Origin of the sequence: Cognatundibacterium jejuense, assembly GCF_014284255.1 — a bacterium.
GTDB classification, from domain to species: Bacteria; Pseudomonadota; Gammaproteobacteria; order Burkholderiales; family Burkholderiaceae_D; genus Undibacterium; species Undibacterium jejuense.
On record NZ_JACOFV010000016.1, the window covers coordinates 104,929 to 121,265 of the forward strand.

The window sequence follows — 16,337 nt, forward strand, 5'->3', positions numbered from 1 at the left end:
TGCTATTCTGTTTTTGTTACTTTAATTTGCAGGCATTCAATTAGTTGACAGGGATGATGCCTATCTTTGCTTGCCATTCTTTTGGTCCGGTTTTGTGTACTGATGTGCCTTGTGAATCCACCGCAACGGTGACTGGCATATCGACGACATCAAATTCATAAATCGCTTCCATACCCAGATCAGCAAAACCAACCACCGTCGCAGATTTAATCGCTTTTGACACGAGGTAAGCCGCGCCACCAACTGCCATCAGATATGCAGATTGATGTTTTTTAATCGACTCAATCGCAACCGGGCCACGTTCCGCTTTACCGATCATGGAAATTAAACCGGTTTTTTCCAGCATCATGTCGGTGAATTTATCCATACGTGTGGCCGTTGTCGGGCCAGCTGGGCCAACGGCTTCATCACGGACTGGATCCACTGGACCAACGTAGTAGATTACACGGTTAGTGAAATCCACTGGCAAGGATTCACCTTTAGCCAGCATGTCTTGAATGCGCTTATGCGCTGCATCGCGACCAGTCAGCATCTTGCCGTTCAACAGCAAAGTCTGACCTGGTTTCCAGGACGCGACTTCTTCTTTGGTCAAGGTATTGAGGTCAACGCTTTTGGATTTTTCTGTGTCTGGCGTCCAGTGAACTTCAGGCCAGTCAGACAGTTTTGGTGGTTCGATATAACTTGGGCCTGAGCCATCAAGAACAAAGTGGGCGTGACGTGTTGCTGCGCAGTTTGGAATCATCGCCACTGGTTTTGATGCCGCGTGGGTTGGGTACATATTGATTTTCACGTCTAGCACTGTGGTCAGGCCACCCAGACCTTGTGCACCAATGCCGAGGGCATTGATCTTGTCGCACAATTCAATACGCAATTCTTCGGTTTTGTTTTGCGGGCCGCGTTGTTTGAGTTCGTACATGTCGATGTCGTCCATCAAGGACTCTTTTGCCATCAACATCGCTTTTTCAGCGGTACCACCGATACCAATACCGAGCATGCCTGGCGGACACCAGCCAGCGCCCATGGTCGGTACTGTTTTCATGACCCAGTCAACTAAGGAGTCAGATGGGTTGAGCATAACAAACTTGGTTTTGTTTTCGGAGCCACCACCTTTAGCAGCAACCTTAACGTCAACGGTATTACCAGGCACCAGTTCCATATGAACTACCGCTGGCGTATTGTCTTTGGTGTTTTTACGTTCGAATTGTGGGTCAGCAACGATAGAAGCACGCAGTTTGTTTTCAGCCAGATTGTAGCCTTGGCGTACACCTTCATTCACGGCATCAATGATAGAGCCAGAGAAACCTTCAAATCTCACGCCCATACCGATTTTGAGGAACACGTTGACGATACCGGTATCCTGGCAAATTGGACGTTTGCCCTCTGCGCACATGCGTGAGTTGGTCAGAATCTGTGCAATTGCATCTTTGGCGGCTGGGCTTTGTTCTGCTTCATAAGCGCGCGCCAGATGGGCGATGTAATCGGCAGGGTGGTAATAACTGATGTATTGCAGCGCGGCTGCTACGGATTCGATCAGATCGTCTTGCTTGATGACTGTCATGTTGTGGCTCTTGGCTAGTGATGGAAAAGGTTAACTCTGTGAATCCGGTACAGATCAGAAGTGTCCTTAGACGTGCACAACATACACCCACAAAAAGTGTCGTAAGTGTCGTTTATGCGTCATCTGGTACAGCATAGCTCAGGGTGGCACGTGTTGTACCAACTCGAATTCACAAAAAACATTATTTTACATCTGTGTCATAAGCTCGTGTGAGTTCGCATTATTTTGCTGGTGTGAGAGTGGCAATGTGATGGTATTATTTTGGTATTGTATTAACGTTATAATTTTGTATAGAATTGGCAGTCTGAACCGTAAGGCTTGAGTAAGTCTCTGAGATTAAGGTTTGCATGTCCAGTTCCATGCCACAAAAGTTTGCCTGACCTTATTCCAGCTTTGCAGCATTTATTTACTGAAATTGATTGAAAACAAGACGGAGACAAAAATGACTGACCAAACAAGCAATGTGACAGAAGTAAAAGCAGAATCCCGGATTTTCCCACCGCCAGCTCCTTTTGCAGCATCGGCTACCATCTCAGGAATGGATGCTTATTACGCCCTATGCAAACAGGCGGAAGACGACTATGAAGGTTTCTGGGCGAATTTAGCGCGCGAAAACCTGCATTGGCATAAACCATTTACCAAAACATTGGATGAATCAACCGCGCCTTTGTATAAATGGTTTGAAGATGGCTTGCTGAATGTATCGTACAACTGCCTTGATGTGAATCTGCAAAAAGGTCATGGCGATAAAGTTGCCGTGATTTTTGAAGCGGATGGCGGCGAAGTAACCAAGGTAACTTACAAAGAATTGCACCACAAGGTCTGTCAGTTTGCGAATGGCTTGAAATCACTGGGTGTTGGTAAAGGTGACCGCGTTGTGATCTATATGCCGATGTCGGTTGAAGGTGTGGTGGCAATGCAAGCCTGTGCCCGTATTGGCGCAACTCACTCAGTCGTGTTTGGCGGTTTTTCTGCCAAGTCTTTGCAAGAGCGTATTGTTGACGTAGGTGCTGTTGCTGTCATTACTGCTGATGAACAAGTGCGTGGTGGCAAGCATTTGCCTTTGAAAGCAATTGTTGATGAGGCATTGGCCTTAGGCGATTGCGAAAAAGTCCGCAATGTCGTGATTTATAAACGTACTGGCGGTGCTATCAATGTTTTGGAAGGCCGCGATATCTGGATGCACGATCTGGTTGCGAATCAATCCGATGTCTGCGAGCCAGAATGGGTCAGTGCGGAGCATCCGCTGTTTATTCTCTACACCTCAGGTTCAACTGGTAAGCCAAAAGGCGTGCAACATTCTTCCGGTGGCTATTTGTTGTGGGCTATTCTGACCATGAAGTGGACGTTCGATATCAAGCCAGCGGATGTATTCTGGTGTACTGCCGACATTGGCTGGGTAACAGGTCATACCTACATTACTTACGGCCCATTAGCGGTTGGCGCGACTGAGATTGTGTTTGAAGGTGTGCCTACTTTCCCGAACGCTGGTCGTTTCTGGAACATGATAGAAAAGCACAAAGCGACTATTTTCTACACGGCACCAACTGCTATTCGTTCGTTGATCAAAGCCGCTGATGCTGATGCCAATGTGCATCCATCTAAATATGATTTGTCTTCTTTGCGCTTGCTGGGCTCGGTGGGTGAGCCAATTAATCCAGAAGCCTGGATGTGGTACTACAACAATATTGGTCGAGGCAATTGCCCTATCGTTGACACCTTCTGGCAGACCGAAACTGGTGGTCATATGATGACACCGTTACCGGGCGCGACACCATTGGTGCCAGGTTCCTGCACTCTGCCATTACCAGGCATTATGGCGGCGATTGTTGACGAAACTGGCCATGATTTACCAAACGGGCAGGGTGGTATTCTGGTGGTCAAACGTCCTTGGCCATCGATGATACGTACTATCTGGGGCGATGAAGAACGCTTCAAGAAGAGCTATTTTCCAGAAGAGTTCGGCGGTAAAGTCTATCTCGCGGGTGATGGCGCAATCCGCAACAAAGATACCGGGTACTTTACGATCACCGGTCGTATTGATGACGTGCTGAATGTTTCCGGACATCGCATGGGCACGATGGAAATCGAATCCGCATTGGTGGCGAACCCATTGGTGGCTGAGGCAGCAGTGGTCGGTAAGCCTGACGACACAACGGGCGAAGCAATTTGTGCCTTTGTCGTATTGAAACGCAGTCGTCCAACCGGCGACGAGGCAAAACAGATCGCTACAGAGTTGCGTAATTGGGTAGCCAAAGAAATTGGTCCTATTGCCAAACCAAAAGAAATTCGTTTCGGCGACAACCTGCCGAAAACACGTTCCGGCAAAATCATGCGTCGTTTATTGCGAGTGTTGGCGAAAGGTGAAACTATCACACAGGATATTTCAACGTTAGAGAATCCAGCGATTTTGGAGCAATTGAAACAGCCTCTGTAAGGGCGTTGTTTTCAAACGCTGAAATTTACGTTCGTTCAATAAAAAACGGCGCACCTTTTCAGGTAGTGCCGTTTTTTATTGTGTAGCAAGTGTTTTACTTATGATGTTGGCTCGTTGGGGATTAACGATTGGTACGTGACATAAACACTAGACGCTCAAACAAATGCACGTCCTGCTCATTTTTCAATAATGCGCCGTGCAATGGCGGTACGATGGCCTTGTTATCTTTGCTGCGCAAGGCTTCTGCAGGAATGTCTTCTGCCAGCAACAGCTTGAGCCAATCGATAAACTCTGAAGTCGAGGGTTTTTTCTTGAGTCCGGCAACATCGCGTACTTCATAGAAGGTTTGCAAGGCTTGCGCAAGCAAGTCCGCTTTTAATTTCGGGAAGTGCACATCCACGATTTTTTGCATCGTGTCTTTATCCGGAAACTTGATGTAATGGAAAAAGCAACGACGCAAAAATGCATCTGGTAATTCTTTTTCATTGTTCGACGTAATGATGACCAACGGTCTATGCTTGGCGCGCACCATTTCGCGAGTTTCGTAAACGTAGAATTCCATGCGATCGAGTTCACGCAGTAAATCATTTGGGAATTCAATATCGGCTTTGTCGATTTCGTCAATCAGTAACACCACAGGTTCATCAGCAGTGAACGCCTGCCACAACACGCCTTTGACAATGTAATTGTGGATGTCTTTGACCCGTTCATCTCCGAGCTGTGAATCACGCAAACGGGAAACTGCGTCATATTCATACAAACCTTGTTGCGCTTTGGTGGTCGATTTAATATGCCATTGCATAAGCGGCATGTTTAAGGCCGCTGCAACTTCTTCCGCCAGCATGGTTTTGCCGGTGCCGGGTTCACCCTTGATCAGAAGAGGGCGTTGCAGTTTGAGTGCGGCGTTCACAGCGAGTTTTAAGTCATCGGTGGCGACATAGTTGTCGGCGCCATCAAAACGGAGAGCGGTAGTTTCCTGCGTCATGGTGGATATGATAAAGGTTGGTTGTTCGGGCGAAATGTACTGTAAAAGAGTATAAGCCAGAATGCGTGATTTGGTGAACGGATGTTCTATTTTAAAAAATGCAACGAGAAAGTGCTTTGCACTGAATTTGTATTGCCGCACAACAGTGTGATCAGATGCTGCCTAAATTACTACGTTTGTGTGCGTTTTTTGCGCATAATTGATATTGATCATATAAAATGGTGCGCAGTATCAAGGTGTTGTCTTCATTGTTCTGTTTGTTTAATTCAATTCGCTCATATGAAAAAACTGTTTGCAATCCTCGCTTTGGCGAGTCTCGCTCATGTTGCATCCGCAGCAGAAGTTGTTGGCAATGCGAAAGATGCTGCTGATAAAAAAATCGCAATGTGCATAGGCTGTCATGCAATTCCTGGCTATAAAGCTACCTTCCCTGAGGTTTATCAGGTGCCAATGATAGGTGGGCAATCTGCCAAATATATAGAAAGTGCCTTGCAGGCTTACCGTAAAGGCGACCGCAAACATTTGTCTATGCGCGGCATTGCTGGCAGCTTGTCTGATCAGGATATTGCTGATCTGGCTGCTTATTACTCCCAACAAAAATAAGAACTGGAGCTAAAAGATGATAAAGATGACAAAACTCACCTTAATCGCCAGTGCGGCGACGGCTTTAACTTTGTTGGGCGGCAATACATTTGCGGCGGGTGATGCGGCGAATGGTAAAGCGATTGTTGAAAAGAGCAATTGTGCTTCTTGTCACGGTAAAGATTTCAGCTCGCCTATCGATCCTACTTACCCTAAGCTGGCCGGTCAGCATGCCGACTATCTGGTTCAAGCTTTAAAGGGCTACCAGCGTGGCGTTGACGGCCCAAATGGTCGTGGCAATCCAACCATGGGGGCACAGGCCAAGGCATTGTCACATAGCGATATTCTGGATGTGGCAGCTTACCTGCACAGTTTGCCAGGTAGTCTGATCGTGCAAAAATAAGTTGGTCTGAGTAAAGTGCTGCTGTTGTAGCACTAACTAGAAACCACGCATGATGTCATTGCGTGGTTTTTTTATTTGGCTGACTTTTCCAGATTCTTTAGCGACAGCGCTGTTGCAATGACTCAACATACGCTTGCCCATCCGGTGGTAAGCCAGTTCTTTGCGAATTCCAGATCATTTCACCGAGGCATTCCATGATCTGGTGATGCGCTTCATGCTCGGAATTAAACTTATGTGCAAGTAACTGGAATGCAGTTTTGACACCGCGTGGCTGATCTACCGAGATTTGCTCGGCAATCGACAGGTGCATAGATAAATGCAAAAACGGGTTTGTTTGCCCCTGGTCGACGCTGTAATTGGCTTCCAGAGCAGCTTCGAGGTTTTGTAAGTCGGCTTCGTACTCAGGGTGCTGGCGTATCCAGTCGGAAGCGATGGCTTCGAGCGGCGTTAAAATTTCATGCGCGTGTATTTTGCGAAAGGTATCGCAAAAGAACCGCCGTACATCGTGCTGACTTGGGGTGAACATAAAAACAATCGATAACTGGTAAGCGTTAGTCTTTAAGGGCAAAGACTAAAGTGCTGTATTGTAAAAGGATTTTCGATTGCGTGCTTTGCCAGATGTTGCGCATGCAGACGTTTTTTATCACTTCGGTTATCATGCAGCGATTCTTAGAAAGGGATACTTATGTTGACTAAAGACGCTCTCAATACCTTGTTTTCTGAAGCTCGTACCCATAACGGCTGGTTGGATAAGCCGGTTACTACCGAACAGTTGCAAGAAATTTATGATTTGATGAAGTGGGGGCCGACCTCCGCTAATTCGTCGCCAGCACGTATTGTATTTGTGACATCTGCAACTGAAAAAGAAAAGTTATTGAGCTGCATGGCGGAAGGTAACTTCGAAAAAACCAAAACTGCACCTGTAACGGCAATTATTGGTATGGATATGGCTTTCTACGATCAATTGCCAAAATTATTCCCTCACGCCGACGCGCGCCCATGGTTTGCTGGTAATCAGCCAGTGATTGATGCGACTGCTTTCCGTAACTCGTCTTTGCAAGGCGCATACCTGATGCTGGCTGCACGCGCTGTTGGTCTGGATTGTGGTGCTATGTCTGGCTTTGATGCAGACAAAGTCAATGCGACTTTCTTTGCTGGCACCAGCGTTAAAGTCAATTTCATCTGCAATCTTGGCTATGGTGACGCGAGCAAATTGTTCCCGCGCTCTCCACGTCTGAGCTTTGATGAGGCTTGCAAAATCGTTTAAGTGTAATCAAACTCGATGAATCCAGCGCTCTTACACCTTGTCGGGTAAGGGCGTTTTTTGTTTGAATTCGCATAAATCGGCGATCATGCAATTCCAGCATTTCGGCTTTCTGGCAAGACAGGTATAACGGCCATGCAAAATTAGCCAATGGTGTGCGTCTTGCTGAAATTCTTTTGGCACGAATTTCATCAATTTTTGCTCAACGATATCTACGTTTTTGCCTGGGGCAATACCGGTGCGATTCGACACTCTGAAAATATGTGTATCAACGGCAATCGTCGGCACGCCAAAGGCGGTGTTTAATACGACATTTGCAGTTTTTCTGCCCACGCCGGGCAGGGCTTCTAAGGATTCGCGGTCTTGTGGTACTTCGCCGCCATGTTCGGTCATTAGCAGGCGGCAGGTTTCAATCACATTTTTTGCTTTTGTACGGAACAAGCCTATCGTTTGAATATACGGAATCAATCCGTCGACGCCTAAGGCATAAATGCTGGCCGGAGTATTGGCAACCGGATACAGCAAACGCGTGGCTTTATTTACCGACACGTCGGTAGCTTGCGCTGACAACAGAACAGCGATCAACAATTCAAATGGCGTTGTATATTCCAGTTCTGTGGTTGGATGCGGGTTTTCTTGTTGTAAGCGGGTAAAAATGGCGCGGCGTTTTTCTGCATTCATGATGATTTATTTCCTGCTTCGGCTTCCAATTTTTTTAAGCGTGCACGTTCAATGGCTGCTGCGATAATCGCTTTTTTCCTGTCTCTTTGTTCAATTTCTTCTGCACTATGGGCAGTTTCTTCTTCCAGGGCTTTCAGTTTTGCCGCTGCCTTGGCAGCTAAACGCTCGTCATTTTCGCGCTTTTCGCGCTGCAGGCGTTCATTTCTGAATTCATACTGTTGACGTGCCGTCTGCGCTTGCTGCTCGCTCCACGCCGACCAGCCAGTTTTTTCCCCCGTTATCGGGATCATCTTGATACAGTCTACCGGGCAGGGAGCGACACACAAGTCGCATCCGGTACAATCGTCAGCGATCACCGTATGCATCTGCTTAGGCGCGCCAACGATGGCATCGACTGGGCAAGCCTGTATGCACAGCGTGCAGCCTATGCAAAACGCTTCTTCGATAAAGGCAACTGGGCGAGGGCGTTCTGTGCCGTGGCTCGTGTCTAAAGGGATGATAGGTTTGGCAAGCAGCGTTGCAATCCGCACTACGCCTTCTTGCCCACCAGGGGGGCATTGATTGTAGTTTGCCCTGCCATCCGTAATAGCTAATGCATATTGATGGCAAGACGGATAGCCGCATTTAGTGCATTGCGTTTGCGGCAGGATATGTTCAATTTTTACTGCGAGGGTGTCGGACACGGCAAACTTTAACTTAACTTCAGGAAGAACTCGAATTATCCACGACAATTTTGTGAACAACAAATAAAAAGACCGCTTTCCTGAGAACGCGGTCTTCTCCTACAAAACTAAATCTAAATAAATCAGGCGTGCTGTTTAATAAATTCGCCAATTTTTGGACAAATAATGTCGCGCCAGCGGCGGCCAGAAAAAATGCCGTAGTGACCGCAGCCAGGCGCCACGAAGTCTTGCTTCATGTTGGCAGGTATGCTGCTACACAAATCGTGCGCAGCCTGAGTCTGACCAGCGCCGGAAATATCATCTAGCTCGCCTTCGACGGTAAATAGAGCCACTGTTTTGATATCCTGCGGGCGAACCAGTTTACCTTCGACTTCCCAGGTACCCATAGGCAGACGGAATTCCTGGAAGACGGTTTTAATCGTTTCAAGGTAATAATCAGCAGGCATATCAAGGACTGCATTGTATTCATCGTAAAACTTGCGATGTTGTTCTGCAGAGTCATCATCACCTTTGATTAGGTGTTGGTAGTAGTCCCAATGACTTTGCGCATGGCGATCTGGATTCATTGCCACAAAACCAGTATGTTGCAGAAAGCCTGGATAAACTTTGCGACCATAGCCAGGGTAATTGGCCGGAACGCTGTAAATCACAGTATTTTCAAACCATGAGAATTTTTTCTCTGTGGCAAGATTGTTGACTTGTGTCGGCGATTTGCGGGGATCAATCGGCCCACCCATCATGGTCATCGTTTTCGGCAACTTCGGATCTTTGGCGGTCGCCATCAAAGAAATCGCCGCCAAAACAGGCACAGTAGGCTGACAAACTGAAATAACGTGGACGTCTGGCCCTAATAAACGAATAAAATCTTGCACATAGTAGATATAGTCGTGTAAGTGGAATTCGCCTTCAGACAGTGGCACCATACGAGCATCGGTCCAGTCCGTGATATATACGTCATGTTGCGGTAATAGTCCGCGTACAGTATCCCTGAGGAGTGTCGAATGATGGCCAGATAAGGGAGCGACGAGTAAAACTTTTGGTTGTTTCAGTTTTGCTGCATCTTTATCACTCAAAACCTTTCTGAAGTGCAATAATTTGCAAAAAGGTTTAATGACCGCAGTCGATTGCGCTATTTCAACGACTTGCTTGTCAATGGTAGTCGTTGTAATTCCAAATGCTGGTTTTTCGTAGTCTTTACCCAGCCGAAACATGAGTTCATAGCCAGCCGCGATTCTCTGTGCATACGGAGAATGGGCCAGTGGTGAAATCGGATTGGTAAAGAGTTTAGAAGAGGCCTCTGCCCATTGAGTTAATGGGTTTAAAAAGGCGCGATTCAGTTCATGGAGTTGGTAGAGCATGGTGACATCTTTCTTGAAAAAGACGGGAAGCCGGCTTATTGAATAACTTAACGATTAACTTTTTGATATTTTTTGACTGTTTCTAAACGCTAATCTGAAAACTTTTGTAAGCATGTATTGCAACGCATCATAAACCAGTTACAGATTTTTTGTGTTTTATGCTGCACTCGTATATCTTTTGCTATGTAAATGAATGTTAAATTGATTAATTAAAGTGCAATTTTTACATATTTTGGATAGGATATATGTCGCAGTTTTATCTTACTAAGGGCTGATAAGTATTTGTCCGGCATTCTGCCAGCGCATTGCTGGGGTAGTTTTTCGTCAGTTCTATTATTAAAGGTACCGGGGTATGACTAGTAGTTTAAATCTGTCAGAGTCAGGATGGCGTGAAAGCTGTTTCACTGCGTTCGACCTCATGCGGGATGATCCCGATGAAGGCCGTACAATGGCTAAGTACATGCATCAACAAGCAATCGCTCACAGATTACCAGTGTTAGGTACCTTTGCTGAATTGCTTTTGGCATTTGCAGATTTCTTCGAAGGCGATCTTGCCCTGGCGGAACCTGAGTTTGAACGTACTGCCGCGATGTTTGAATTGGTGGGTGATGACGAAGGACTGGCATTTGCTAATTTTGGTACTGTTGCCGTCTGGCGCAAACATGGTTTGGCGGAGCAGGCCTACTCACTATGTCATTCTAAAATCCTCCCTTTGTTACCTGCTCACGATAATCGTTTGTCGGTACTTGTTCTCAACATGTTGGCGATCTTATCGCAAGAGTTGGGTTATACAGAAGAAGCATTGCGACACTTTTATAAAGCGCTTGATCAGGCAAGGCGCCTAAATATTCCCAACCGAGTTTCACAGATCTTGGCAAATCTCGGTGAAATTTTTTATATGAGCGGCAACGTTGAGTATGCCGAACATTTGCTCGAAGACGCTCGCCAGATTGCAGTTGCTTCGACCGAGCGTTGGTTAGCACCATTTATTTCGACGATGTTGGCACTTTGCAAGCTGGCGTTGGAAAAATATGACGAAGCCTATTCAGCGGTTGCCGCGTACATCGGTGAGGGCAGTGCCGCATTGCATACAGACCCCGCGAGTCGTGCCTTTTGTTTTTCTGTTGCTGCCTATACCTTGGCCAGAAAAGGACAGTTGACCCAGGCTGATCAGCTTAGCAATATTGCGATGAATTCGCTTGATAGTTTTGATGATAAACATTTAAAACCCTATAACTGGTGGGTGAGTGGTTATCTGCATCATTGCCATCATCGTTATTCTGATGCCGTAGCTGACTTATTGCGCGCCATCGAAGAAAGCGGAAAAACTGGCTATTTTTATGTACCTCTGCGTGCCATGAAAGAATTGGTCGAAATCTTCTCAGAAGAAAAAAAATGGGAAGATGCATTTAAAGAGCAACAGCGCTACCTTGATCTTTACACCAAGGTTCAGGGGCGTGCGACCCGCATCCATGTGCAAAACTTGCACATCAAAAATGAACTCAAAGAAGCAGAGCTCGCACGCCGTCTGGAAGAAGAGGCTCTCAGTGAGCGTAAGGCGCTTGATGATGAGCTCAAACGTATGTTAGCCGAGCGTGAAACCATCCTTGAGAATTCTATCGTTGGAATGGTGTTTTTGAATAATCAGGGGCGAGTGCAGTGGGTTAACTCGCCACTTTGCGCGATCTTTGGCGTCGATAGAAAAGAAATACTCGGCGCGTCTCTGGAGCAGTTTTATGCTTCTCGTGAAGAATATTTATTATCTGGCGAAGCAGTGGGGGCAGCGGTGTGGCGTGGCGAATCGTATGAAAACGAGCTGCAAATGCGTCGCGCTAACGGTGAAATGTTCTGGGTCCATTTCTCAGGGCGCGCAGTGGATAAAAATGATTTGTCGCACGGCACCGTATGGGTGGTCATGGACATCTCTTCGCGCCGCCAGTTAGAGGCTGATCTCAATCGCTCTGAAAAACACTATCGCCAATTGGTCAATAATGCAAGTGAAGGGATTTTGGTCGTACAAAATGGCAGAATCGTGTTCGCTAATCCCCGCGCTTGTCAGTTGACCGGATGTGCCAGCGCACAAATGGAGCATGAGAAATTCATCGATGTTATTTTCTCTGAAGATCGATTGTTGGTCGAAGACTTCAATGCACGCTGTCTTCAGGTTGATGAAGTTGAACAGTACTTCCATTGCCGTATTTTGCATCCAGTAACTGCACAGATTATCTGGGTTGAATTGTCGACGGTGCTCATCGACTGGGAAGGTCATGCCGCAACGCTTTCTTTTATGTCCGACATTACTCAGAGAAAGCTGCTGGAGTCTCAACTCAAAGAAAGTATGGCCGAGCAAATTCGTTTGCAGACGTTGCAGATGCAAAATGAATTAAAAGAAGCGGAAGTTGCTCGTCGTCATGCAGAAGAAACGACCGAAGCGAAATCGATGTTTCTGGCGAACATGAGCCATGAAATCCGCACGCCGATGAATGCAATTATTGGTATGGCACATCTGGCACTACGAACCGAACTGAGCCCGAAACAAAAAGATTATTTGGAAAAAATTCACAATGCTGGCATGTCGTTGATGGGCATCATTAACGATATTTTAGATTTTTCCAAGGTTGAAGCGGGTAAGTTAAATATCGAGGATGCTGAATTTAATCTCGATGATGTTTTGGAAAATATTTCAGCGATGACTGCCGACAAGGCTTACGAAAAAGGCGTGGAATTTGTCTTTCGCACCCCTCGCTCTGTTCCTCGATATTTGCGCGGCGACTCATTGCGACTTGGCCAGGTATTGATCAACCTCGTCAATAACGCTGTTAAATTCACCGAACGAGGAGAGATTTCGGTTAGCTGTGAGCAACTTGAAATCAATAATGGCAGAGTAAAGATTTCGTTTGAAGTGCGCGATACAGGTATTGGTATGTCGCGTGAACAAATGATGAAGTTATTTGTTCCATTCAGTCAGGCAGATGAATCAACGACACGAAAATTTGGCGGCACAGGTCTTGGATTATCTATCTCCAAGCGCGTCGTTGAGTTGATGGGTGGAACAATTTTTTTGGAAAGCGAAGAGGGGAGCGGCACATCGGTACGATTCCATGCATGGTTCGGCCTTGGTGATGCCACGCAGAGTCATCCTGCTTTGCCGCAGGCCGTTGATGACATGCGTATTCTTGTCGTTGACGATAACCAACTTGCCGCGAATGTATTACGTGAAGAATTATTGGCCCTGACACCGCATGTCGATGTCGCGTTGACTGCTAATGTTGCGTTAGAAGCGGTGGAGGCGGGCGATCACAATCAGCCATATGACGTGTTGTTTGTCGATCTGGATATGCCCGAGATCGATGGTCTGGCACTGATTGGCTTATTAAAAAACATCAAGAGTCTGCGATCTCTGCCTTTCTTTGTTTTGGTTGGCGTACATGGTCGTGATGAAGTCAGTCACAGAGCGGATGTCGTTCCTGATGGTTTTATTTGTAAGCCAGTAAGTGCGAATGCAATTCACGCTTGTATTGCGGAGTTATATTCCAAACAGGAACAACAATCTAAGCAAAAAGAAGAATTTTCTATTCCGCAATATACCAATTTACGTGTATTGCTGGTCGAAGATAACGAAATCAATCAGCAAATTGCGCGCGAATTGATGGAGGCGAGCGGAATACAGGTGGTGGTAGCAGAGAACGGCAAGGTCGCCGTTGATAAAATTTTCCGTCATCCACCAGAATATTTTTCTCTGGTTTTTATGGATGTGCAAATGCCCGAACTCGATGGACATGAAGCGACGGCAATTATTCGCGGCGATGCACGTTTTCAGCAGTTACCTATTGTCGCGATGACCGCTCACGCTATGGTTGATGAGCGTAAGCGTTGCCTGGTTTCAGGAATGAACGCTCACCTTGCTAAGCCGATAGAGCCGGTTGCTTTGTTTTCGACCATTTCTGAATGGTGTCCTGATCGTGTTTCAGATTTGCAGGGAGAGTTAATTACTGAGGTCAAAGAGATTAATACCTTGGTCATCGAAGGTGTTGATACCGATGAAGGTTTAAAACGTACTTTAGGTAGTTACGAACTTTATTTTGAACTGCTCACTCGTTTTTGCGAAGACCAACGTGAATCGGTGATGAAAGCGCAGGCAGCTTTCGTCGATGGTGATGTCCAGTTAGCTGAGCGTATCATCCATACTCTGAAGGGAGTTGCTGCTTTGATTGCGGCTAAAAATGTGCGACAGTTAGCCGAAGAGCTCGAATCATTTTTGCATACCTCTATACAGGCGCGAGATATTATTTCACGTTTTGATTTGTGTCATAAGCAATTACAAACAACGATTTTTTCAATTGAAAAAGCCTTGTTACGTGAGCGTAGCCGTACCATCGTCGATGCTACTTTGGAAGCAACGCCGATCGCCGAACGATCTTTAATGCAAGCGACCTTAACCAAGTGTGAAACCTTGCTGTCGGAATACGATGGCGAGGCAGTCGATGTGTTGTTGGAGTCGAGTGACCTGATCGTACAGGCTTTGGGGCTTGAATCCCACAAGCAATTGATGCGAGCGGCTAAACAATTTGATTTCGATGCAGCCCTGAGCTATTTGCGCCAGGGAGCAAAGGCATACGGGTTTGATGTTAATTTGCAAGCGATTGATTAGGGGTATAAGAATGGCTAATGCTCAGATGTAAAATGCCATTCCTTTATTTGTAAAACATGGATCAAAATTCTGAAATAGTTTCCAAGCAAGTTATCCTGATTGTCGATGATACGCCGGACAATATATCGCTGTTATCAGGGCTCTTGAAGGAACAATATAAAATAAAAATCGCCACCAGCGGTGTTAAAGCTTTGCAAATTGCTGCGCAACAACCGGCGCCGGATTTGATTTTGCTTGACGTCATGATGCCAGAAATGGATGGCTATGAAACTTGCCGCCGGTTAAAATCAGATTTACTGACAGTTGATATTCCGGTTATTTTTCTGACTGCAAAAAATCAGGCGCAAGATGAAGAAAAAGGCTTGTTGCTCGGTGCGGTCGACTATATCAGCAAGCCAATTAGTCCATCGATCGTGATGGCAAGGGTGGCGACGCAATTGAATCTAATCCGCGTACAGCATCTCTTGCGTAATCAGAATAAGTACTTAGAAAGTCTGGTGCAGGATCGCACCAGTAAGTTAGGCAAAATGCAGGATGCGATCATCATGGCGATGGCGTCGCTCGGCGAGGTCAGAGACAATGAAACCGCCAATCATATTTGTCGTACGCAAAATTACGTGATGGTATTAGCACGTCAATTGAGTCAGCATCCGCGTTTTAAACAAGAATTAAGTAATGAAAATATCGAACTACTCTTCAAATCTGCGCCCTTGCATGACATTGGTAAAGTAGGTATTCCGGACAAAATTTTACTTAAACAAGGTAAGTTGACGGCCGATGAGTTTGAAATCATGAAGCAACACACTTCATATGGTCGTGAAACAATCTTGTCGCTGGAACGCTATCTTGGTGAAAGCAATAATTTCTTACGCTTTGCGCGGGAGATTACGTACTCGCATCACGAAAAATGGGATGGTAGCGGTTACCCGGAAGGGCTTACTGGAGACGCTATACCCATCTCAGCGCGTTTGATGGCCGTCGCTGATGTGTATGACGCCCTGATTACTGAGCGCGAGTATGAGCCCGCGTTTGAGCATCAGACAGCGATCAATATCATGCGCGACGCCCGCAGTTCGCATTTTGATCCTGATGTATTGGATGCATTTTTGCAGATGGCCGATAAATTTGACATGATTGCCAGGAGTTTTCGGGAACCCTTGCTAAAATCTTCCGGGTCTGGAGCAACGCACGAGACATCTTCCTACGCCAACTGATGCATGGATCGTGGCTTTGTTCAATCTCCTTTAAACTCAATTCATGCCTGATGAGGTAATCAGTTTGATAGCAATATCGAGCTGTTCGTCCACCTTAAAAATATAAAACAACGACCGTAAAGTATTGAGTGAACTAGTTACGTGTTAATTTGATTGACGTTTTGTAGAACCTCGACTGACCGTTTAGGGCGGGATGCGGCCAAGAGTAGCAAATGGTTTCCACAGGAAATTTAAATGAAAGAGTTTCGATTTAATATTTTTGGCATACTCGTGATGGTTGACGGTTCGCCCGGCGCTTGGAGAGCGTTTTATCTTGGGAGCGATGGTAAACGGCGTGCGGCTGATTTTATAGTTCCCAACGATATCGCGGAGGAAGAATTGTGTGAGTATCTAGCAGACCTGTTCCATGAGAATGCGATGCCCAAGAATAGCACCGCTACACAGATATCATCATAACGCTGGCGATGTCCGGCCAGGAACTGACATTCGCGTCAATAAATATCGTTGAAGAAAAAATGAAG

Annotated in this window: 13 protein-coding genes; 7 read left to right on the forward strand and 6 right to left on the reverse strand. The window is 46.2% G+C overall.

All coding sequences use genetic code 11. The features are described from left to right. Nucleotides 1–40: 40 nt before the first annotated feature. Nucleotides 41–1,558 (reverse strand): fumarate hydratase, encoded by a 1,518-nt coding sequence (locus H8K32_RS16350; RefSeq protein ID WP_186913619.1) that lies wholly within the window; start codon nt 1,556–1,558, stop codon nt 41–43. Nucleotides 1,559–2,000: 442 nt separating this feature from the next. Here H8K32_RS16350 and acs point away from each other — a divergent pair, with 442 nt between their 5' ends. After that, the gene (gene acs, locus H8K32_RS16355) at nt 2,001–3,995 is read left to right on the forward strand and encodes an acetate--CoA ligase (protein WP_186913620.1); all 1,995 of its coding nucleotides are present in this window, start codon (nt 2,001–2,003) and stop codon (nt 3,993–3,995) included. Nucleotides 3,996–4,116: 121 nt separating this feature from the next. On the opposite strand, the gene H8K32_RS16360 is transcribed toward acs, so the two are convergent. Continuing rightward, entirely contained in the window at nt 4,117–4,980 is an 864-nt protein-coding gene (locus tag H8K32_RS16360) for an AAA family ATPase (RefSeq protein WP_186913621.1), read from the reverse strand. A 279-nt stretch (nt 4,981–5,259) separates the two neighbouring features. On the opposite strand from H8K32_RS16360, the gene H8K32_RS16365 reads away from it, so the two are divergent. Then, nucleotides 5,260–5,583, forward strand: a complete 324-nt coding sequence (locus H8K32_RS16365) for a c-type cytochrome (RefSeq protein ID WP_186913622.1) — start codon at nt 5,260–5,262, stop codon at nt 5,581–5,583. A 25-nt stretch (nt 5,584–5,608) separates the two neighbouring features. Continuing rightward, nucleotides 5,609–5,965: a c-type cytochrome gene (locus H8K32_RS16370; protein WP_186913623.1), complete on the forward strand. Its 357-nt coding sequence runs from the start codon at nt 5,609–5,611 to the stop codon at nt 5,963–5,965. Between the two features lie 97 nt (nt 5,966–6,062). Here H8K32_RS16370 and H8K32_RS16375 read toward each other — a convergent pair whose 3' ends face one another. Then, nucleotides 6,063–6,491 carry a DUF1841 family protein gene (locus tag H8K32_RS16375; protein WP_186913624.1) on the reverse strand — a complete coding sequence of 143 codons (429 nt, stop codon included), beginning with the start codon at nt 6,489–6,491 and terminating at the stop codon, nt 6,063–6,065. 159 nt (nt 6,492–6,650) lie between these two features. Between H8K32_RS16375 and H8K32_RS16380 the strand changes: the two genes are divergently transcribed. Beyond that, nucleotides 6,651–7,232, forward strand: a complete 582-nt coding sequence (locus H8K32_RS16380; RefSeq protein ID WP_186913625.1) for a malonic semialdehyde reductase — start codon at nt 6,651–6,653, stop codon at nt 7,230–7,232. 30 nt (nt 7,233–7,262) lie between these two features. Here the strand turns inward: H8K32_RS16380 and nth are convergent, their stop codons facing one another. From nth to H8K32_RS16395, 3 genes are all read right to left on the reverse strand, one after another. Continuing rightward, on the reverse strand, nt 7,263–7,910 hold the full coding sequence (nth, locus tag H8K32_RS16385; protein WP_186913626.1) for an endonuclease III: 648 nt from the start codon (nt 7,908–7,910) through the stop codon (nt 7,263–7,265). Beyond that, entirely contained in the window at nt 7,907–8,629 is a 723-nt protein-coding gene (gene rsxB / locus H8K32_RS16390; protein ID WP_186913654.1) for an electron transport complex subunit RsxB, read from the reverse strand. The genes nth and rsxB overlap by 4 nt, the downstream gene beginning before the upstream one ends. An 86-nt stretch (nt 8,630–8,715) precedes the next feature. Next, entirely contained in the window at nt 8,716–9,951 is a 1,236-nt protein-coding gene (locus tag H8K32_RS16395) for a polyhydroxyalkanoate depolymerase (protein WP_186913627.1), read from the reverse strand. Between the two features lie 352 nt (nt 9,952–10,303). Between H8K32_RS16395 and H8K32_RS16400 the strand changes: the two genes are divergently transcribed. The 3 genes from H8K32_RS16400 to H8K32_RS16410 all read left to right on the forward strand — a co-directional run bounded on the left by H8K32_RS16400 (nt 10,304) and on the right by H8K32_RS16410 (nt 16,272). Next, a complete protein-coding gene (locus tag H8K32_RS16400) occupies nt 10,304–14,602 on the forward strand; it encodes a response regulator (protein WP_186913628.1) in 4,299 nt (1,432 codons plus the stop codon). A 56-nt stretch (nt 14,603–14,658) separates the two neighbouring features. Next, a complete protein-coding gene (locus tag H8K32_RS16405; protein ID WP_186913629.1) occupies nt 14,659–15,816 on the forward strand; it encodes a response regulator in 1,158 nt (385 codons plus the stop codon). A 234-nt stretch (nt 15,817–16,050) separates the two neighbouring features. Then, nucleotides 16,051–16,272 (forward strand): DUF7661 family protein, encoded by a 222-nt coding sequence (locus H8K32_RS16410; RefSeq protein ID WP_186913630.1) that lies wholly within the window; start codon nt 16,051–16,053, stop codon nt 16,270–16,272. The last annotated feature ends 65 nt before the right edge of the window (nt 16,273–16,337 follow it).